General features: G+C 75.2%; 18 protein-coding genes. 8 read left to right on the top strand and 10 right to left on the bottom strand.

The genetic code is table 11. The annotated features are described in order from the left end of the window. The first annotated feature begins 58 nt into the window (after positions 1-58). From ZF1_RS16855 to ZF1_RS16840, 4 genes are read left to right on the top strand one after another with little or no spacing between them, the layout of a single operon-like run. Positions 59-256, top strand: a complete 198-nt coding sequence (locus tag ZF1_RS16855; RefSeq protein WP_062395865.1) for a hypothetical protein — start codon at positions 59-61, stop codon at positions 254-256. Between the two features lies 1 nt (position 257). Continuing rightward, on the top strand, positions 258-1,016 hold the full coding sequence (locus tag ZF1_RS16850; RefSeq protein WP_251784926.1) for an SDR family NAD(P)-dependent oxidoreductase: 759 nt from the start codon (positions 258-260) through the stop codon (positions 1,014-1,016). Beyond that, on the top strand, positions 1,013-1,729 hold the full coding sequence (locus ZF1_RS16845; protein ID WP_482637747.1) for a phosphotransferase family protein: 717 nt from the start codon (positions 1,013-1,015) through the stop codon (positions 1,727-1,729). The genes ZF1_RS16850 and ZF1_RS16845 overlap by 4 nt, the downstream gene beginning before the upstream one ends. Continuing rightward, positions 1,713-2,066, top strand: coding sequence for a hypothetical protein (locus tag ZF1_RS16840; RefSeq protein ID WP_482637746.1), 354 nt, complete (start codon positions 1,713-1,715; stop codon positions 2,064-2,066). The genes ZF1_RS16845 and ZF1_RS16840 overlap by 17 nt, the downstream gene beginning before the upstream one ends. Here ZF1_RS16840 and ZF1_RS16835 read toward each other — a convergent pair. Continuing rightward, positions 2,053-3,498: a cytochrome P450 gene (locus ZF1_RS16835; RefSeq protein WP_482637745.1), complete on the bottom strand. Its 1,446-nt coding sequence runs from the start codon at positions 3,496-3,498 to the stop codon at positions 2,053-2,055. The genes ZF1_RS16840 and ZF1_RS16835 overlap by 14 nt on opposite strands. A 100-nt stretch (positions 3,499-3,598) precedes the next feature. Here ZF1_RS16835 and ZF1_RS16830 point away from each other — a divergent pair, with 100 nt between their 5' ends. After that, complete coding sequence (locus ZF1_RS16830) at positions 3,599-4,174, top strand: TetR/AcrR family transcriptional regulator (RefSeq protein ID WP_482637744.1); 576 nt, start codon at positions 3,599-3,601, stop codon at positions 4,172-4,174. A gap of 78 nt (positions 4,175-4,252) precedes the next feature. Here ZF1_RS16830 and ZF1_RS16825 read toward each other — a convergent pair whose 3' ends face one another. The 3 genes from ZF1_RS16825 to ZF1_RS16815 are packed head-to-tail and all read right to left on the bottom strand — an operon-like array spanning position 4,253 to position 7,289. Then, on the bottom strand, positions 4,253-4,900 hold the full coding sequence (locus tag ZF1_RS16825) for a LutC/YkgG family protein (protein ID WP_476651758.1): 648 nt from the start codon (positions 4,898-4,900) through the stop codon (positions 4,253-4,255). Beyond that, entirely contained in the window at positions 4,897-6,483 is a 1,587-nt protein-coding gene (locus ZF1_RS16820) for a lactate utilization protein B (protein WP_482637743.1), read from the bottom strand. The genes ZF1_RS16825 and ZF1_RS16820 overlap by 4 nt, the downstream gene beginning before the upstream one ends. Next, the gene (locus tag ZF1_RS16815; RefSeq protein ID WP_482637742.1) at positions 6,480-7,289 is read right to left on the bottom strand and encodes a (Fe-S)-binding protein; all 810 of its coding nucleotides are present in this window, start codon (positions 7,287-7,289) and stop codon (positions 6,480-6,482) included. The genes ZF1_RS16820 and ZF1_RS16815 overlap by 4 nt, the downstream gene beginning before the upstream one ends. A gap of 86 nt (positions 7,290-7,375) precedes the next feature. On the opposite strand from ZF1_RS16815, the gene ZF1_RS16810 reads away from it, so the two are divergent. Beyond that, positions 7,376-8,071 carry a FadR/GntR family transcriptional regulator gene (locus ZF1_RS16810; protein WP_482637741.1) on the top strand — a complete coding sequence of 232 codons (696 nt, stop codon included), beginning with the start codon at positions 7,376-7,378 and terminating at the stop codon, positions 8,069-8,071. A 10-nt stretch (positions 8,072-8,081) separates the two neighbouring features. Beyond that, on the top strand, positions 8,082-8,738 hold the full coding sequence (locus ZF1_RS16805) for a maleylpyruvate isomerase family mycothiol-dependent enzyme (protein WP_482637740.1): 657 nt from the start codon (positions 8,082-8,084) through the stop codon (positions 8,736-8,738). 238 nt (positions 8,739-8,976) lie between these two features. Here the strand turns inward: ZF1_RS16805 and ZF1_RS16800 are convergent, their stop codons facing one another. From ZF1_RS16800 to ZF1_RS16775, 6 genes are read right to left on the bottom strand one after another with little or no spacing between them, the layout of a single operon-like run. Continuing rightward, complete coding sequence (locus ZF1_RS16800; RefSeq protein ID WP_482637739.1) at positions 8,977-9,486, bottom strand: gamma carbonic anhydrase family protein; 510 nt, start codon at positions 9,484-9,486, stop codon at positions 8,977-8,979. 4 nt (positions 9,487-9,490) lie between these two features. Continuing rightward, the gene (locus ZF1_RS16795; protein ID WP_482637738.1) at positions 9,491-10,006 is read right to left on the bottom strand and encodes an O-acetyl-ADP-ribose deacetylase; all 516 of its coding nucleotides are present in this window, start codon (positions 10,004-10,006) and stop codon (positions 9,491-9,493) included. After that, on the bottom strand, positions 10,003-10,776 hold the full coding sequence (locus tag ZF1_RS16790) for a 5-formyltetrahydrofolate cyclo-ligase (protein ID WP_405416644.1): 774 nt from the start codon (positions 10,774-10,776) through the stop codon (positions 10,003-10,005). The genes ZF1_RS16795 and ZF1_RS16790 overlap by 4 nt, the downstream gene beginning before the upstream one ends. Positions 10,777-10,788: 12 nt before the next feature. Beyond that, a complete protein-coding gene (locus tag ZF1_RS16785; RefSeq protein WP_062395855.1) occupies positions 10,789-11,043 on the bottom strand; it encodes a DUF7218 family protein in 255 nt (84 codons plus the stop codon). 9 nt (positions 11,044-11,052) lie between these two features. Next, positions 11,053-11,529: an NUDIX hydrolase gene (locus tag ZF1_RS16780; protein ID WP_482638717.1), complete on the bottom strand. Its 477-nt coding sequence runs from the start codon at positions 11,527-11,529 to the stop codon at positions 11,053-11,055. Positions 11,530-11,545: 16 nt separating this feature from the next. Further along, on the bottom strand, positions 11,546-12,136 hold the full coding sequence (locus ZF1_RS16775) for a GNAT family N-acetyltransferase (RefSeq protein WP_073574529.1): 591 nt from the start codon (positions 12,134-12,136) through the stop codon (positions 11,546-11,548). A gap of 164 nt (positions 12,137-12,300) precedes the next feature. Here ZF1_RS16775 and ZF1_RS16770 point away from each other — a divergent pair, with 164 nt between their 5' ends. Next, the gene (locus ZF1_RS16770; protein ID WP_405416647.1) at positions 12,301-13,128 is read left to right on the top strand and encodes a DedA family protein; all 828 of its coding nucleotides are present in this window, start codon (positions 12,301-12,303) and stop codon (positions 13,126-13,128) included. Positions 13,129-13,133: the final 5 nt, after the last annotated feature.

The raw sequence follows: 13,133 nt of genomic DNA, 5'->3' as shown, positions 1-13,133 counted from the left end.
CATCGCCGGACCGGCGCGGCGGGAGACAGGCGGGGTGGATCGGTGCCAGGGTGGTCCCATGAGTGACGAGCAATGGTTCTACTGCCTCAAGCACGGCACCGTGGAGACCGCCGAGGGCTGCCGGTCGGCCGACCGGCTCGGCCCGTACCCGGACAAGGCCACCGCGGCCCGCGCGCTGGAGATCGCCAAGGAGCGCACCGAGTCCGAGGACCGCAAGGACCGTGAGTGGAACGCCGGGGGCTCCGGGGCGTCCTGAGATGAGCGCGTCGAGCGACGGAGGACGGGTCGTCGTCGTCACCGGCGGGAGCCGGGGGATCGGGCGGGCGGCGTGCGCGGCGTACGCGGCCCGCGGCGACACGGTCGTCGTCGCCAGCCGCAGGGCCGAGGCGTGCACCGCGCTGGCCGCGGAGCTGACCGCGGAGCACGGCACGCCGGCACTGGGCGTCGGCTGCCACGTGGGCCGCTGGGCGGACTGCGACGCCCTGGTGGACCGGGTGCTCGCCGAGTACGGCCGGATCGACGTGCTGGTCAACAACGCCGGCATGTCCCCGCTCTACGGGTCGCTCACCGAGGTCACCGAGGAACTGTTCGACAAGGTCCTCGCCGTGAACCTGCGCGGCGCCTACCGGCTCGGGGCCCGCTGCGGGGAGCTCATGGCCGCGGCGGGCGGCGGCGCGATCGTGAACGTCTCCTCGGTCGCGGCGGTGATGCCGGGCCCCGGCGAGCTGCCCTACGCGCTGGCCAAGGCCGGGCTCAACGCCCTGACCGTCGGGCTCGCCCGCGCCTACGCGCCGTCGGTGCGGGTCAACACGGTGATGCCCGGTCCGGTCCGGACCGACATCGCCGAGCACTGGACCGAGGAGTTCCGCACGCGGATCGCCGGCACGGTCCCCGCCGGACGGGTGGGGGAGGCCGCCGAGGTCGTCGGTGCCATCCTCTATCTGACCGGGCCGGACGCCGGCTACACCACCGGCGCGACGATCAAGGTCGACGGCGGGATGGCGTGGTCGACGTGAGGTCCCCGGCCGACGTCGTCGACCGTGCCGCGCTCGGGGCCTGGCTGCGCGACCGGGGCCTCGGCGACTGGTCCGGCGAGCTGGAACCGGTCGGCGGCGGCACCCAGAACGTGGTGCTGCGCACCGTCGTCGACGGCAGGCCGCTGGTCCTGCGCTCCCCGCCGGTGCACCCGCGGCCGGGGTCGGCCCGCACCATCGCCCGCGAGATCACGGTGCTCGGCGCGCTGCGCGGCACCGACGTGCCGCACCCGGAGCTCGTCGCCGCGTGCACCGACGCCGGGGTGCTCGGCAGGCCGTTCTACCTGATGTCCGACGTGGACGGCGTCAACCCCGGCGAGCGGGTCTCGCCCGAGCAGGCCGCGACCCCGGCGCTGCGGCACGGCGCGGTGCTCGACGTGGCCCGGGCCGCGGCCCGGCTGGGACGTCTCGACCCGGCCGCCGTCGGGCTCGACGGGCTGCGCCGCCCCGGCCCGTTCCTGGAACGGCAGGTGCCGCGCTGGACCGGGCAGCTGGCGTCCTACTCCGAGGTGCCCGGCTACGACCCGGGCGACCTGCCCGACGTGGCCGTCGCCGCGGACTGGCTGACCCGGCACCGGCCGCCCGAGCCGGAACCGGGCGTCGCGCACGGGGACCTGCACCTGAACAACGTGCTGCTGGACCGGACCCGGCCGCGGGTGGCCGCTGGTCGACTGGGAGATGTGCACCGTCGGTGACCCGCTGCTCGACCTCGGCTGGCTGCTGGTCACGTGGCCGGTCGACCCGGTCGGGTTCGGCGCCGGGACCGAGCTCGCCGGGTACGGCGGGCTCCCCACCCGGGCCGAGCTCGTCGCCGCCTACGCCGACGCCGGCGGCCGCGACACCACCGGCATCACCTGGTACGCGGGGCTGGCCGCGTTCAAGCTCGGCGTCGTGCTGGAGGGCACCTGGGCGCGGGTCGCCGCGGGCGAGGCGGACCGCGCGGTGGGGGAGCGGCTGCACGGCGCGGCCGTCGCGCTGCTGGAGCTGGCCGTGCGGATCGCCCGCGACGAGTGGGCCGTCAGCGCGGGGTGAGCCGCACCGGGATGCCGCCCACCGGCACCGGCAGCGAGGTGTTGTCCCAGCGCAGCCGGTAGGAGGGCTCGACGCTCCACCGGTAGCGGCGCAGCATCTCGTGCAGGATCGCGGTGACCTCCAAGGTCCCGAAATGCAGCCCGATGCACTTGTGCACACCACCGCCGAACGGGATCCACGCGTCGCGGTCGGAGCGGTCCTCCCGCCGGCCGGACCCGAACCGCTCGGGGTCGAAGCGCTCCGGGTCGGTCCAGCAGGACCGGTCGTAGTGGTTCACCGCCTGCGCGACGACGACCCGCGTCGCCGCAGGCACGTGGTGCCCGGCGACCGCGGTGTCCTTCACCGCCGTCCGCATGACCAGCGGTACCGGCGCGTCGAGCCGCAGGGCCTCCCGGATCACCAGGTCCAGCGAGGTCAGCTCGCGCAGCTCGGCCACGGTCGGGGCGCGGTCGGAGATCCGCTCGGCGAGCGCGTCGGACTCGGCGCGGCAGCGCTCCTGCCAGACCGGGTTGCGCGCGAGGTGGTGCGCCGCCGACGCCGTCGTGGTGGTCGACGTGTCGTGCGCGGCCATCATCAGGAAGATCATGTGGTTGACGACGTCGTCGTCGGAGAACGTCTCGCCGTCGTCGGTGCGGGCGTGGCACAGCGCGGAGAACAGGTCGGTGCCCTCACCCGCACGCTTGGCCGCCAGGTTCTCCCGGAACCAGTTCTCCAGCACCACCCGCCCGCGCAGCCCGCGCCGCCACCGGGTACCGGGCAGGTCCTTGCGGACGAAGGAGTTCGCGGCCCGGACGCAGTCGACGAACGCCCGGTTCACCGCCTCGGCCTCCGGCCCGGAGCGGGCGTCCATGAACACCGCCTGCGCGACGTCCAGGGTGAGCCGTTTGAGCGCCGGGTAGAGCCGCAGCCGCTCCGGCCAGGTCGGCAGCACCTCGCGCACGACGGGGGTGGTCGCGGCGACGTAGCTGGAGATCCGGTCAGCGGTGAAGGCCTCCTGCATGATCCGCCGGTGCGCGCGGTGCTCGTCGAAGTCGAGCAGCATCAGGCCGCGGTGGAAGAACGCGTCGACCGTCGCGCGCCACCCCTCCTGGGAGAACGCCTTGTCCCGGTTGGTGAGCACCTCCCGGGTCGCGGCCGGGCCGGTCACGACGATCGCCCGGCCGACCGGGGACCGCATCCACCACACCGGGCCGAGTGCCTCGGTGCGGGCGCGGGTGAAGCGGTGCCCGAACCGGATGTAGGCCAGCGCGTGGCCGAGCAGCGGCATGCCCTCGTCACCGGGGACCTCGGCCAGCCCGTGCGGTGCCGGGCCGAACGGCACGGGGCGGTGGCTCCGGGCGCCGGTGGCGAGCAGCGCGTCGTCGAGCCGGTCGGGTGCGGGCAGGGTGAGGACGGACGACCAGCGCTCACGCGCCTGCTGCACCAGCTTCACGGCATTGCTCCTCGGGCCTCGACGTCGGTGTCCCCGCCGAAGTTAGACACATACGGCAGAACTGTCCAGATGGTGGACGGGTCGTGTCATGATGTCTCCCATGAGCGAGCGGCGGACGATGGCGCGGCGGGCCCGCGACGAGCTGCGCGGTGAGGTCCTCGACGTCGCCGAACGCCTCGCGGTCGCGGGGGAACGCCCGTCGATGCCCGAGCTCGCCCGCCGGGTCGGGGTCAGCAGGCAGACCCTCTACAGCGAGTTCGGCGACCGTGACGGCCTCGCCGCGGCCCTGATGCTGCGCGCCACCGACCGGTTCCTCGACCGGATCGAGGCCGCCCTCGACGGAGAGTCCGACCTGTACTCGGCCTGGGTCGCCGCGGTCGACGCCGCCCTCACCGAGGCGGGGGAGAACCCGCTGATCAAGGCCCTGCTCAGCGGCGACGCGGCGGTCCCGTCCGCGTTCGGCGCCGACTCCGGTCCGATCATCGCGGCCGCGGCCGAGCGGTCCGCGGGCTATCTGCGCCGGGTCCGGCCCGGGGCCCGCGAGCACGACGTCCGGCTCGCCGCCGAGACCGCCGCCCGGCTCACCGTCAGCCACATGGTGCTGCCCACGGGCCCGGCCGCGCGCTCGGCGGAGGACATCGCGACGGTGGTGGTGCGGACGCTCGGCGACGCCTAGCTCCGGACGGCGTCGCCCGCCCCGCGGGGCAGCCGCGGCACGTCCGGCGCCACCACCAGCGCCGGCCCGCCGGAACCGTCAGCTGACGATCACCACGTGCAGTGTCCGCGGCCCGTGCACACCCTCCACCCGGTCCAGCTCGATGTCGCTGGTCGCGCTCGGCCCGCTGATCCAGGTGTGCGGCCGCGCCGGGTCCAGCGCCGCCACCGCCTCCGGCACACCGGCCACGACCTGGTCGGCGCGGATCACGCAGACGTGCAGGTCGGGGACCAGCGTCGCGGCGCGCCGGCCCTGGCCCGGACCGTGGTCGAGGATGATCGTGCCGGTCTCGGCGATGCCGACCGCGGCCGTCGACAGCACGCCGTCGCAGCGGTCCAGCTCCGACACCGCGACGTCCGGCCCGTCCGGGACGACCTCGACGTCGTCGGGCACCAGGCCGGCCGGGAAGCCCGGCGGCACCAGGATCCGCAGCGGGCCGGAGCCCGCGAGCGGGGGCCGGCCGGCCAGGGCACCGGCGACCCGCGCCGCCGCGGTGTCCGGGTCCGCCCGCTCGACGACGGCGCGGTAGTCCGCGACCCGCTCGTCGAACAGGTCGACGACCTGCGCGTGCGGCAGCGACCGGTCGGGGACCGGCCGGACCACCTCGACGTCGAGCACCGGCTCGACGTCGGGCACGTCGGTCAGGGCCCGCCGGGCCTTCGCCAGGATCGCCTCGCGCGCGCTCATGCCCCGTCCCCGTTCCTGCGCCCGCCGTCGGTGTCGTCGCTCCGGCTCCGCCCGCCGTCGGTGTTGTCGCTCCGGCTCCGCCCGCCGTCGGTGTTGTCGCTCCGGCTCCGCCCGCCGTCGGTCCTGGTCCACCACTCCCGGAAGGACTCGGCTGCCGGTACCGGCACGTCGCGCGAGTCCGACCAGGCGCTCGCCGGGCCGGGCACCGCGCCGAGGATGCTGCGCCCGCCGGGCGCGGTGCGGCCCAGCCGCCCGGCCAGCCTCCCGCCGATCCCGGCGACACGTTCCGCGGCGCCGGTGCGCGTGGCCGAGGACAGCGTCCACGACGCCGCCCGCATCGCGACGTCCTGCACCGACGGCACCCGGCTCGCCCGCCGGTGGGCGTCGACGACCTCGGCGCGCAGGTGCACCAGCACCTCGGGGATGTCGATGCGGACCGGGCAGACCTCGAAACACGCCCCGCACAGGCTGGAGGCGTACGGCAGCGAGTCGGTCTGCGGGTCGGTGCCCACCCCCCGCAGCTGCGGGGTGAGGATCGCGCCGATCGGGCCCGGGTAGACCGAGCCGTAGGCGTGTCCGCCGGTGCGCTCGTAGACCGGGCACACGTTCAGACAGGCCGAGCAGCGGATGCAGCGCAGCGCCTGCCGCCCGGTCGGGTCGGCGAGCACGTCGGTGCGGCCGTTGTCCAGCAGCACCACGTGCACCTCCTGCGGCCCGTCGCCGGGGGTGACCCCGGTCCAGGTGGAGGTGTAGGGGTTCATCCGCTCCCCGGTCGAGGACCGGGGGAGCAGCTGTAGCATCACGTCCAGGTCCTGGAAGGTCGGCAGGACCTTCTCGATCCCGACCACCGACACCAGCACCTCGGGCAGGGTCAGGCACATCCGGCCGTTGCCCTCGGACTCGACGACGGTGAGCGTCCCGGTCTCGGCGACGGCGAAGTTCGCCCCCGACACCGCCACCTTCGCCCGCAGGAACTTCTCCCGCAGGTGCTCCCGGGCCGCGGCGGCCAGGCGCGCCGGTTCGTCGGTCAGGTCCGCCGGGGCGGCGCGCCCGGCGCGGCCCATCTCGCGCAGGAAGATCTCCCGGATCTCCGCGCGGTTGCGGTGGATCGCCGGGACCAGGATGTGGCTGGGCAGGTCGTCCCCGAGCTGCACGATCAGCTCGGCGAGGTCGGTCTCCCAGGCGTGGATGCCCGCGGCCTCCAGCGCCGAGTTCAGGTCGATCTCCTGGGTGGCCATCGACTTGACCTTGACGACCTCGTCGGTGCCGTGCCGCCGCGCGATGTCGACGACGACCGCGTTCGCCTCGGCCGCGTCGCGCGCCCAGTGCACGGTAGCGCCGGCCGCCGTCAGCGACCGTTCCAGCTGCTCCAGGTAGTCGGGCAGGTGCCGCAGCACCCGGTTCTTGATGGCCTCACCGGCCAGGCGCAGCTGCTCCCAGTCGTCGACCTCGCCGACGACGCTGCCGCGCTTGGTGCGGATGGTGGACGTGGCATGGGCCAGGTTGCGGCGCAGCTGGGAGTCCTCCAGCGCGGCGCGCGCCGCCGCCGGGAACGCCGGGGTGCCGAGGAACGTGCCGCTCATGCCGGCACCCCCGCGCTGCCCGCCGAGCGCGGGGTCGCGGCGCGCTCGTCGCGCGCCTCGATCACCGGCTCGGTCGAGGCCAGGACCTCGGCCAGGTGCATCACGCGCATCCCCGACCGCTGCCGCGACAGCAGCCCGCCCACGTGCATCAGGCAGGAGTTGTCCCCGGCGACCAGCACCTCCGCGCCCGTCGAGCGGACGTGGCGGGCCTTGTCGTTGCCCATCGCGATCGAGGTCTCGGAGTTCTTCACCGCGAACGTCCCGCCGAACCCGCAGCACTCGCCCGAGCCCGGCAGGTCGAGCAGGGTCAGCCCGCGGACCGCGCGCAGCAGCCGGGTCGGCCGGTCGCCGACCCCCAGCATCCGCAGCGAGTGGCAGGTCGGGTGGTAGGTGACGCGGTGCGGGAAGTAGGCCCCGACGTCGACGACGCCGAGCACGTCGACCAGGTACTCGCTCAGCTCGTACACCGGCGGTGCGGACTCGACGCCGCGGACCAGACCCGGGTCGCCGGAGCGGTGGGCGACCAGGCCGTGCTGGTGGCGCACCGAGCCCGCGCACGACCCGGACGGGGCGAGGATCGCGTCGTACCCGGCGAAGGCGTCGAGGTGGTTGCGGACGAGCGGGACGGCCTCGTCGAGGTAGCCGGTGTTGACCATCGGTTGCCCGCAGCAGGTCTGCGCGGCGGGGAACTCGACGTCGACACCGAGCCGGCGCAGCAGGGAGACGACGGCCCTGCCGGTGTCCGGGAACAGGGCGTCGTTGAGACACGTGACCATGAGGCCGACGCGGGGCCGGGAGATCGGCATGGCGCCTCCGGTGAAGTGGTGGGACGGAGGGTGTGGTCCGACCAAGGTAGCGGTATGGTCGGACCACACACAAGCAGGAGGACGACGTGCGTGTTCCCGCCGCCCACGAGATGGTGCTCGCCCACGTCGAGGAGCGCCTGACGAGTGGCGAGTGGCGCCCGGGGGACCGGCTGCCGCCGGAGCGCGAGCTCGCCGCGACGCTGGGCGCGTCCCGCCAGGCGGTCCGCGAGGCACTGCGGGTGCTGCAGGCCCAGGGTGTGATCCGCTCGCAGGTGGGCACCGGCGCGGACTCCGGGACGGTCGTCGTGCCCGCCCCGGCGCGGGCACTCGGCCGGGTGCTGGCCCTGCACCTCGCGGTCGACTCGTTCCCGGTGGACGACGTCACCGCGGCCCGGGTCATGTTCGAACGGTTCTCCGCCGGTCTGGCCGCGCGCCGGCGCTCGGCGTCGGACCTGCTGGAGTGGACGGCCGCGCTGGACGTCATGGACGACGACCTCGACCCGGCCGCCTTCAGCGACGCCGACATCGCCTTCCACGTCGCGATCGCCGCGGCGGCCGGGAACCGCCTGGTGGGGGAGCTGACCCGGGCGATCCGGGAGTCGGTACGCGGGGTGCTGCTCGACGCGATGCAGGCCCAGGGGGACTGGCCCGCGCTGCGCGAGCGGCTGCGGGCCGAGCATCGGGAGATCCACGCGGCGCTCGCCGACGGCGACGGGACGCTGGCCGCGGACCGTATCGAGGCGCACATCCGCGCCTTCCACGGCCGGGTCGGACCTGCCTAGGCTCAGCGCCGTGACCACCTCCGACCTGCCCGACGCCGCCGTCGTCGCGGTGTCCGCCCAGTACCGTCGCGGGTTCGCCGACCTCGTCTCCTCACTCGACGCCGCGCAGCTCGCGGCGCCGAGCCTGTGCGCCGGGTGGGACGTGCGGACCGTCGCCGGGCACCTGGTGTCCGCACTGACGACGTCGGTGCCGTCGTTCCTGGTGCAGGTGCTGCGGGCACGGGGGAACCTGGACCGGGCGGTCGACCGGGACGCCCGGCGGGCTGCGGGCCGGCCGGTCGCCGAGATGGTCGCGGTGCTGCGGGAGCGGGCCGACAGCTCCTTCGCCCCGCCCGGCATCGGGGCGCGGGGCCCGATGACCGACGCGATCGTGCACACCGCCGACGTCACCGTCCCGCTCGGGCTGCCGTTCGACCCCGACCCCGTCGACGTGCGCATCGCGCTCGACTTCGTGGTCGGGACGGTCCCGCTCGCGTTCACCACACGGCGCCGGCTGGCGGGCCTGCGGTTCGTCGCCGACGACGCCGGGTTCGCGCGGGGCGAGGGCGCGGAGGTCCGGGGACGCGGCGTCGACGTGCTGCTGGCCGCCTGTGGGCGCCCGGCCGTGCTGGACCGGCTGACGGGGGACGGCGTCGCGACGCTCGCCGCCCGGCTGACCGGCCGCTGACGCCGCAGTCCTCTGGTCATCCCGCGTCCGTCGCCGGGTCGACGCGTTGCTCAGTTCACGCGTCGCTCCCGCGGCCGGTCCGGGCGCCGGTCCCGCGTCCCGTTCATGCGCGCCGAACCGGAGAACGCGCGCGCGATCGGGCGCGCGTTCTCCGGCCCGGCGAGCGGACCGGTGTGCGGGGCCGCGCGTGGCCCGGCGGGCCGGTGACCGGGGGGCCGGGGGACCGGCGACGGGTGTGTCAGGTGTTCGCGTCGCGGTGCAGGCCCAGCAGGTGGACGTAGGCGGCGGCCGACAGCGGGATCGAGTTCCGTTCGGCCTCGCCGAGCTCGCGACGCACCTTCCCCGGGACCCCGGCGACCAGCGACCCGGGCGGCACCACCGTGCCCTGGGTGAGCACCGCGCCCGCGGCGATCAGCGACCCGGCGCCGACGCGCACCCCGTTCATGAGTACCGCGCCCATGCCGATCAGCACGTCGTCCTCGACGGTGCAGCCGTGCACGACGGCGCGGTGGCCGATGGTGACGCCGTCGCCGATGGTTGCGGGGGAGCCGGGGTCGGCGTGCAGGACGGAGCCGTCCTGGACGTTGGTGCGGGCGCCGAGGGTGATCGGGGCGAGGTCGGCCCGGATCACGCACGTGTACCAGATCCCGGTCTCCGGACCGACGCTCACCTCGCCGGCGAGCACGGCGCCGGGCGCCACCCAGGCCTGCTCGTGGACCTGCGGGGTGTGGCCGTTCACGGTGATCATGGGGTCAGCCTAGGGCGGTCTCGAACGCGGCGAGGACGTCGTCGCTGAACAGGACGAACCGGACCTCGGTCACCGCGGTGCCCGTCTCGGCGACCTCCCGGACGGTGGCGACGGCGATCCGGGCGGCGTCGGCGACCGGCCACCCGTAGACCCCGGCCGAGACAGCGGGGAACGCGACGGTCCGGGCGCCGAGGGAGTCGGCGACCCGCAGCGACTCGCGGTAGGCGCTCGCCAGCAGCGCCGAGCGGTCCTCCCGCTTCGCGTACACCGGCCCGACGGTGTGGATCACCCAGCGGGCGGGCAGGTTCCCGGCGGTCGTCGCGACGGCCTGTCCGGTGGGGAGCCCGTCGGGCAGGTCGCCGGCGCGCAGCCGCTCGCACTCGGCGAGGATCGCGGGCCCGCCACGCCGGTGGATGGCGCCGTCGACGCCGCCCCCACCACGCAGACCGGAGTTGGCGGCGTTGACGACGGCGTCGACCCGGGCCTCGGTGATGTCCCCGCGCTCGCAGACGATCCTCACGCGCGTGCCTCCTCGCGCAGCCGTCCCAGCAGCGGGATGGCCGCGATCTTGTCCTCGGTCAGGGACTCCCACACGATGCCCCCCTCGGGGCGGTTCCGCCGGTGCTCCCGGCAGTCGACGACGCGGTCCGGGGTGACGATCAGGTCGACCGGCGCGTCGTGGTCCGCCCACGGGATGACGCCGGCGTCGCGCAGCTGCAGCTCGTGCACGGTGGTGACGACGAGGGTGTCGTCGGAGATCAGTCCCGCCGCGCGGGCCAGCGCGAACTCCAGGTCGGCGAATCCGCCGCCCTTGCCCAGCCGCGCCCCGTCCGCGCCGACGGCCACACAGCCGGTGACGACGAGGTCCACCGGCTCCAGCTCGTCGACGGCGACCCGGCGGGCCGACCGCGTGGCGTTCTTGATCGACACGGCGCGGTGGGGCGGGTCGGCGAGGTGGTCGGGGTCCAGCAGGAAGAACGGGTCGTCCTCGGCCAGCCTCGGGACGGCCATGTACACGGTCTTGCCGTCCTCCAGCGCGTACCGGCGCACCGGGAGCTGGGCGGAGTCCGGGTTGGACTTCACGGTGCGGGCGGTGCGCCACACGTCGAGCTCGCGCAGCCGCCGGGCCGCGGCCTCGGCACCGACGAAGTTCGAGATCCGGTTCCGCGCCCCCGGGAACCGGGAGGCCTTCTGCTCGGTCAGCGCGGTCCAGACCTCCTCGCGCAGCTCCGCCTTGCGGGCGAGGGTCCCGGGGTCGCCCCCGGCGTCGTGGTCGTGACGGCGGCTCATGCCCCGATGATGTCAGTGCTCGCGCAGGGCCCGGATCAGCTCGTCCTTGGTCATGTCCGAGCGACCGGGGATGCCGACCTTCTGCGCCTGGGCGTAGAGCTCGTCCTTGGTCTGGTTCTCGTAGTCGCCGTGCTCGCCGCCGCGCCTGCCGACGGTGCCGCGCCCCTCGGCGGCCGCGGCGTTCGCGATCCGCGCGGACTTCTCCTTGGAGTTGCCCTCCTCGCGGAGGCGCTCGTACATCTCGTCGTCCTTGATGCTGCTCGCCATGGCGGTCGACTACCCGCCGAGCAGGTCGGCCAACCTGTCGAGCAAGGGCACCTGACCCTTCACGATCTTCTCCCGGGCGGTGGCGAGGTCGAACCACGCGGCGCGGTCCAGCTCGGGGAAGCGGAGGGTGCGCCCGGAGCGGGGCGGCCACTCCATCTCGACCCAGCTGCCGTCGTCGGGACGGCCGGCGACGGCGTCGGCGCCGGTGAAGCCGGACCCGTCCAGTGCGAAGGCGGTGACGGTCTTGCGGGACTGGCGGACCGTGCCGAGCCCGACCGGCTCGCCGTCGGGCGGCGGGGCGCCGATCTCCTCGGTGAACTCGCGTCGGGCGGCGTCGAGCGGGCTCTCGTCGGGGCCGTGCTCGCCCTTGGGCATCGACCAGGCGTGGTCGTCCTTGCGGGCCCAGAACGGTCCACCCATGTGGCCGAGCAGCACCTCCGGGCCGCCCGGCCCGGGCCGGTGCAGCAGGAGTCCGGCGCTGGTCACGGGAGGCACGCGGGGATCATCCCAGACGGGCGGGACGGTCGAGCCGGTGCACGTGGGCCAGCGGGGGGTCGGCCGGGTTGTCCGGGGGCAGCTCCCCGGTCGCGACCCGGCGGAACCCGGCCTTCTCCAGCGCCCGGCACGACGCCCGGTTGCCCGCCGCGACCGGGACGACCACCGCCGTCGCCTCCGGGTAGCGCTCCCAGCCCTCGGCGACGGCGGCGGCGATGATCCGCGGGCCCAGCCCGCGCCCGGTCAGCTCCACCGGCCCGATGAGGTAGTCGACGGTCAGCGCACCGTCCGGGATCGTCAGGATCGGCGCGATCGCGGCGACCTCCTCGGGGTAGTCGTGCCAGCGGGCGCGCTGGACCAGCCCGACCGGGACACCACCGAGCTCGGCGACGAGGTCCTCGCCCGGTTCCTCGCCGCGCAGCCCCGCCCCGAAGTCGCGTTCGAGCGCCTCGTCGGTGGTCTCGTGGAACCACCACCGGTGCACGTGCGGCGCGGCCAGCCAGCGCCGCAGGAGGGCCAGGTCGGCCCGCACCAACGGGCGCAGGGTGACGGGGGCGTCGAGCGACGGCCCGTCGGCCGGTGTGACGGACGGCGGCACGGGCCGGAGCGTAGCCGCGCCGCGGCCCGCCGCCGAACGGTTTCCTCCTCCGCCCGGACGAGGACGGGGACGGTGGGCATCTCGTCCTCGCTGCGGATCCGGCCGGACCCCGGCCCGCCTAGGGTCGTGTTCCGATGGAACGCCATCGGACGAGGGGGACGACGATGACGAGCGACCACACCCGGGCGGCCGCACCGGCGGGGGACGGTGGGCCCGCCGCGGACCGCGGGGGCGGATCCGCCCCGGCCGACCCCGGAGCGGCTCCCGCACGGACCCGGTGGTGGCGGCGCGACTACAGCCCGGAGGAGATCGAGGCGGGCAAGCAGGCCTGGCGCGACGCGATGCCCTGGGACCACCCGATGTCGCGCGGCGACAAGGTGCTCGTCTTCTCCACGCTCGGCCTGCTCGTGTTCATGCTGGTGACGATGCCGCTGCGGCCGTTCCTGCTGGCGTCGCACCCGGTGTGGCTCGCCGCGGTCACCGGCAGCCTCTCCGCGGTCGGGGCGGGCGCGGCGTTCGCCCGCATCGGCGAGGCGGACCTGTGGGTCGTCATCACCGCCGGGGTGTTCGGAATGATCAAGTTCGACTGGCTGTTCTGGCTGGCCGGGCGCCGGTGGGGCGAGAAGATCGTCGCGCTGTGGGCGCCCGGTGACCTCGCGAAGCGGTTCGTCGGCCGGATCCGCAGCTGGCCGCGCTGGGCGATGCCGATCGCCGTCGTCGCGGCCGCGCTGCCCGGCATCCCGGCCGCCGCGGTGTTCGCGGTCGCCGGACTGGGGAGGATGCGGCTCGCGACGTTCCTGCTCTTCGACGCGATCGGCGCCGCGCTGATCACCGGGCTCGTCGCCGGGCTCGGGTTCGGCCTCGGACAGGACGCCGTCGACGTGGTGCTCGCCGTCGACAGGTACGCGTTGTGGATCAGCCTGGCGCTGGTCGTGTTCGTGTCGGTCCAGGCGGGCCGCAGGCAGAAGCAGCAGGCCCCGCCCGCCGCGTGACGGTG

It is taken from the genome of Pseudonocardia sp. ZF1 (genome assembly GCF_056835605.1).
Note: the sequence above shows the minus strand (reverse complement) of the source record. Positions and strands in the feature narration are given on the sequence as shown.

Bases quoted from the DNA above. Each gene is read 5' to 3' on its own strand.
- ZF1_RS16855 (WP_062395865.1), top strand. From the start codon at position 59: ATGAGTGACGAGCAATGGTTCTACTGCCTCAAGCACGGCACCGTGGAG.
- ZF1_RS16850 (WP_251784926.1), top strand. From the start codon at position 258: ATGAGCGCGTCGAGCGACGGAGGACGGGTCGTCGTCGTCACCGGCGGG.
- ZF1_RS16840 (WP_482637746.1), top strand. From the start codon at position 1,713: ATGTGCACCGTCGGTGACCCGCTGCTCGACCTCGGCTGGCTGCTGGTC.
- ZF1_RS16830 (WP_482637744.1), top strand. From the start codon at position 3,599: ATGAGCGAGCGGCGGACGATGGCGCGGCGGGCCCGCGACGAGCTGCGC.
- ZF1_RS16825 (WP_476651758.1), bottom strand. From the start codon at position 4,900: ATGAGCGCGCGCGAGGCGATCCTGGCGAAGGCCCGGCGGGCCCTGACC.
- ZF1_RS16820 (WP_482637743.1), bottom strand. From the start codon at position 6,483: ATGAGCGGCACGTTCCTCGGCACCCCGGCGTTCCCGGCGGCGGCGCGC.
- ZF1_RS16815 (WP_482637742.1), bottom strand. From the start codon at position 7,289: ATGCCGATCTCCCGGCCCCGCGTCGGCCTCATGGTCACGTGTCTCAAC.
- ZF1_RS16800 (WP_482637739.1), bottom strand. From the start codon at position 9,486: ATGATCACCGTGAACGGCCACACCCCGCAGGTCCACGAGCAGGCCTGG.
- ZF1_RS16790 (WP_405416644.1), bottom strand. From the start codon at position 10,776: ATGAGCCGCCGTCACGACCACGACGCCGGGGGCGACCCCGGGACCCTC.
- ZF1_RS16785 (WP_062395855.1), bottom strand. From the start codon at position 11,043: ATGGCGAGCAGCATCAAGGACGACGAGATGTACGAGCGCCTCCGCGAG.
- ZF1_RS16770 (WP_405416647.1), top strand. From the start codon at position 12,301: ATGACGAGCGACCACACCCGGGCGGCCGCACCGGCGGGGGACGGTGGG.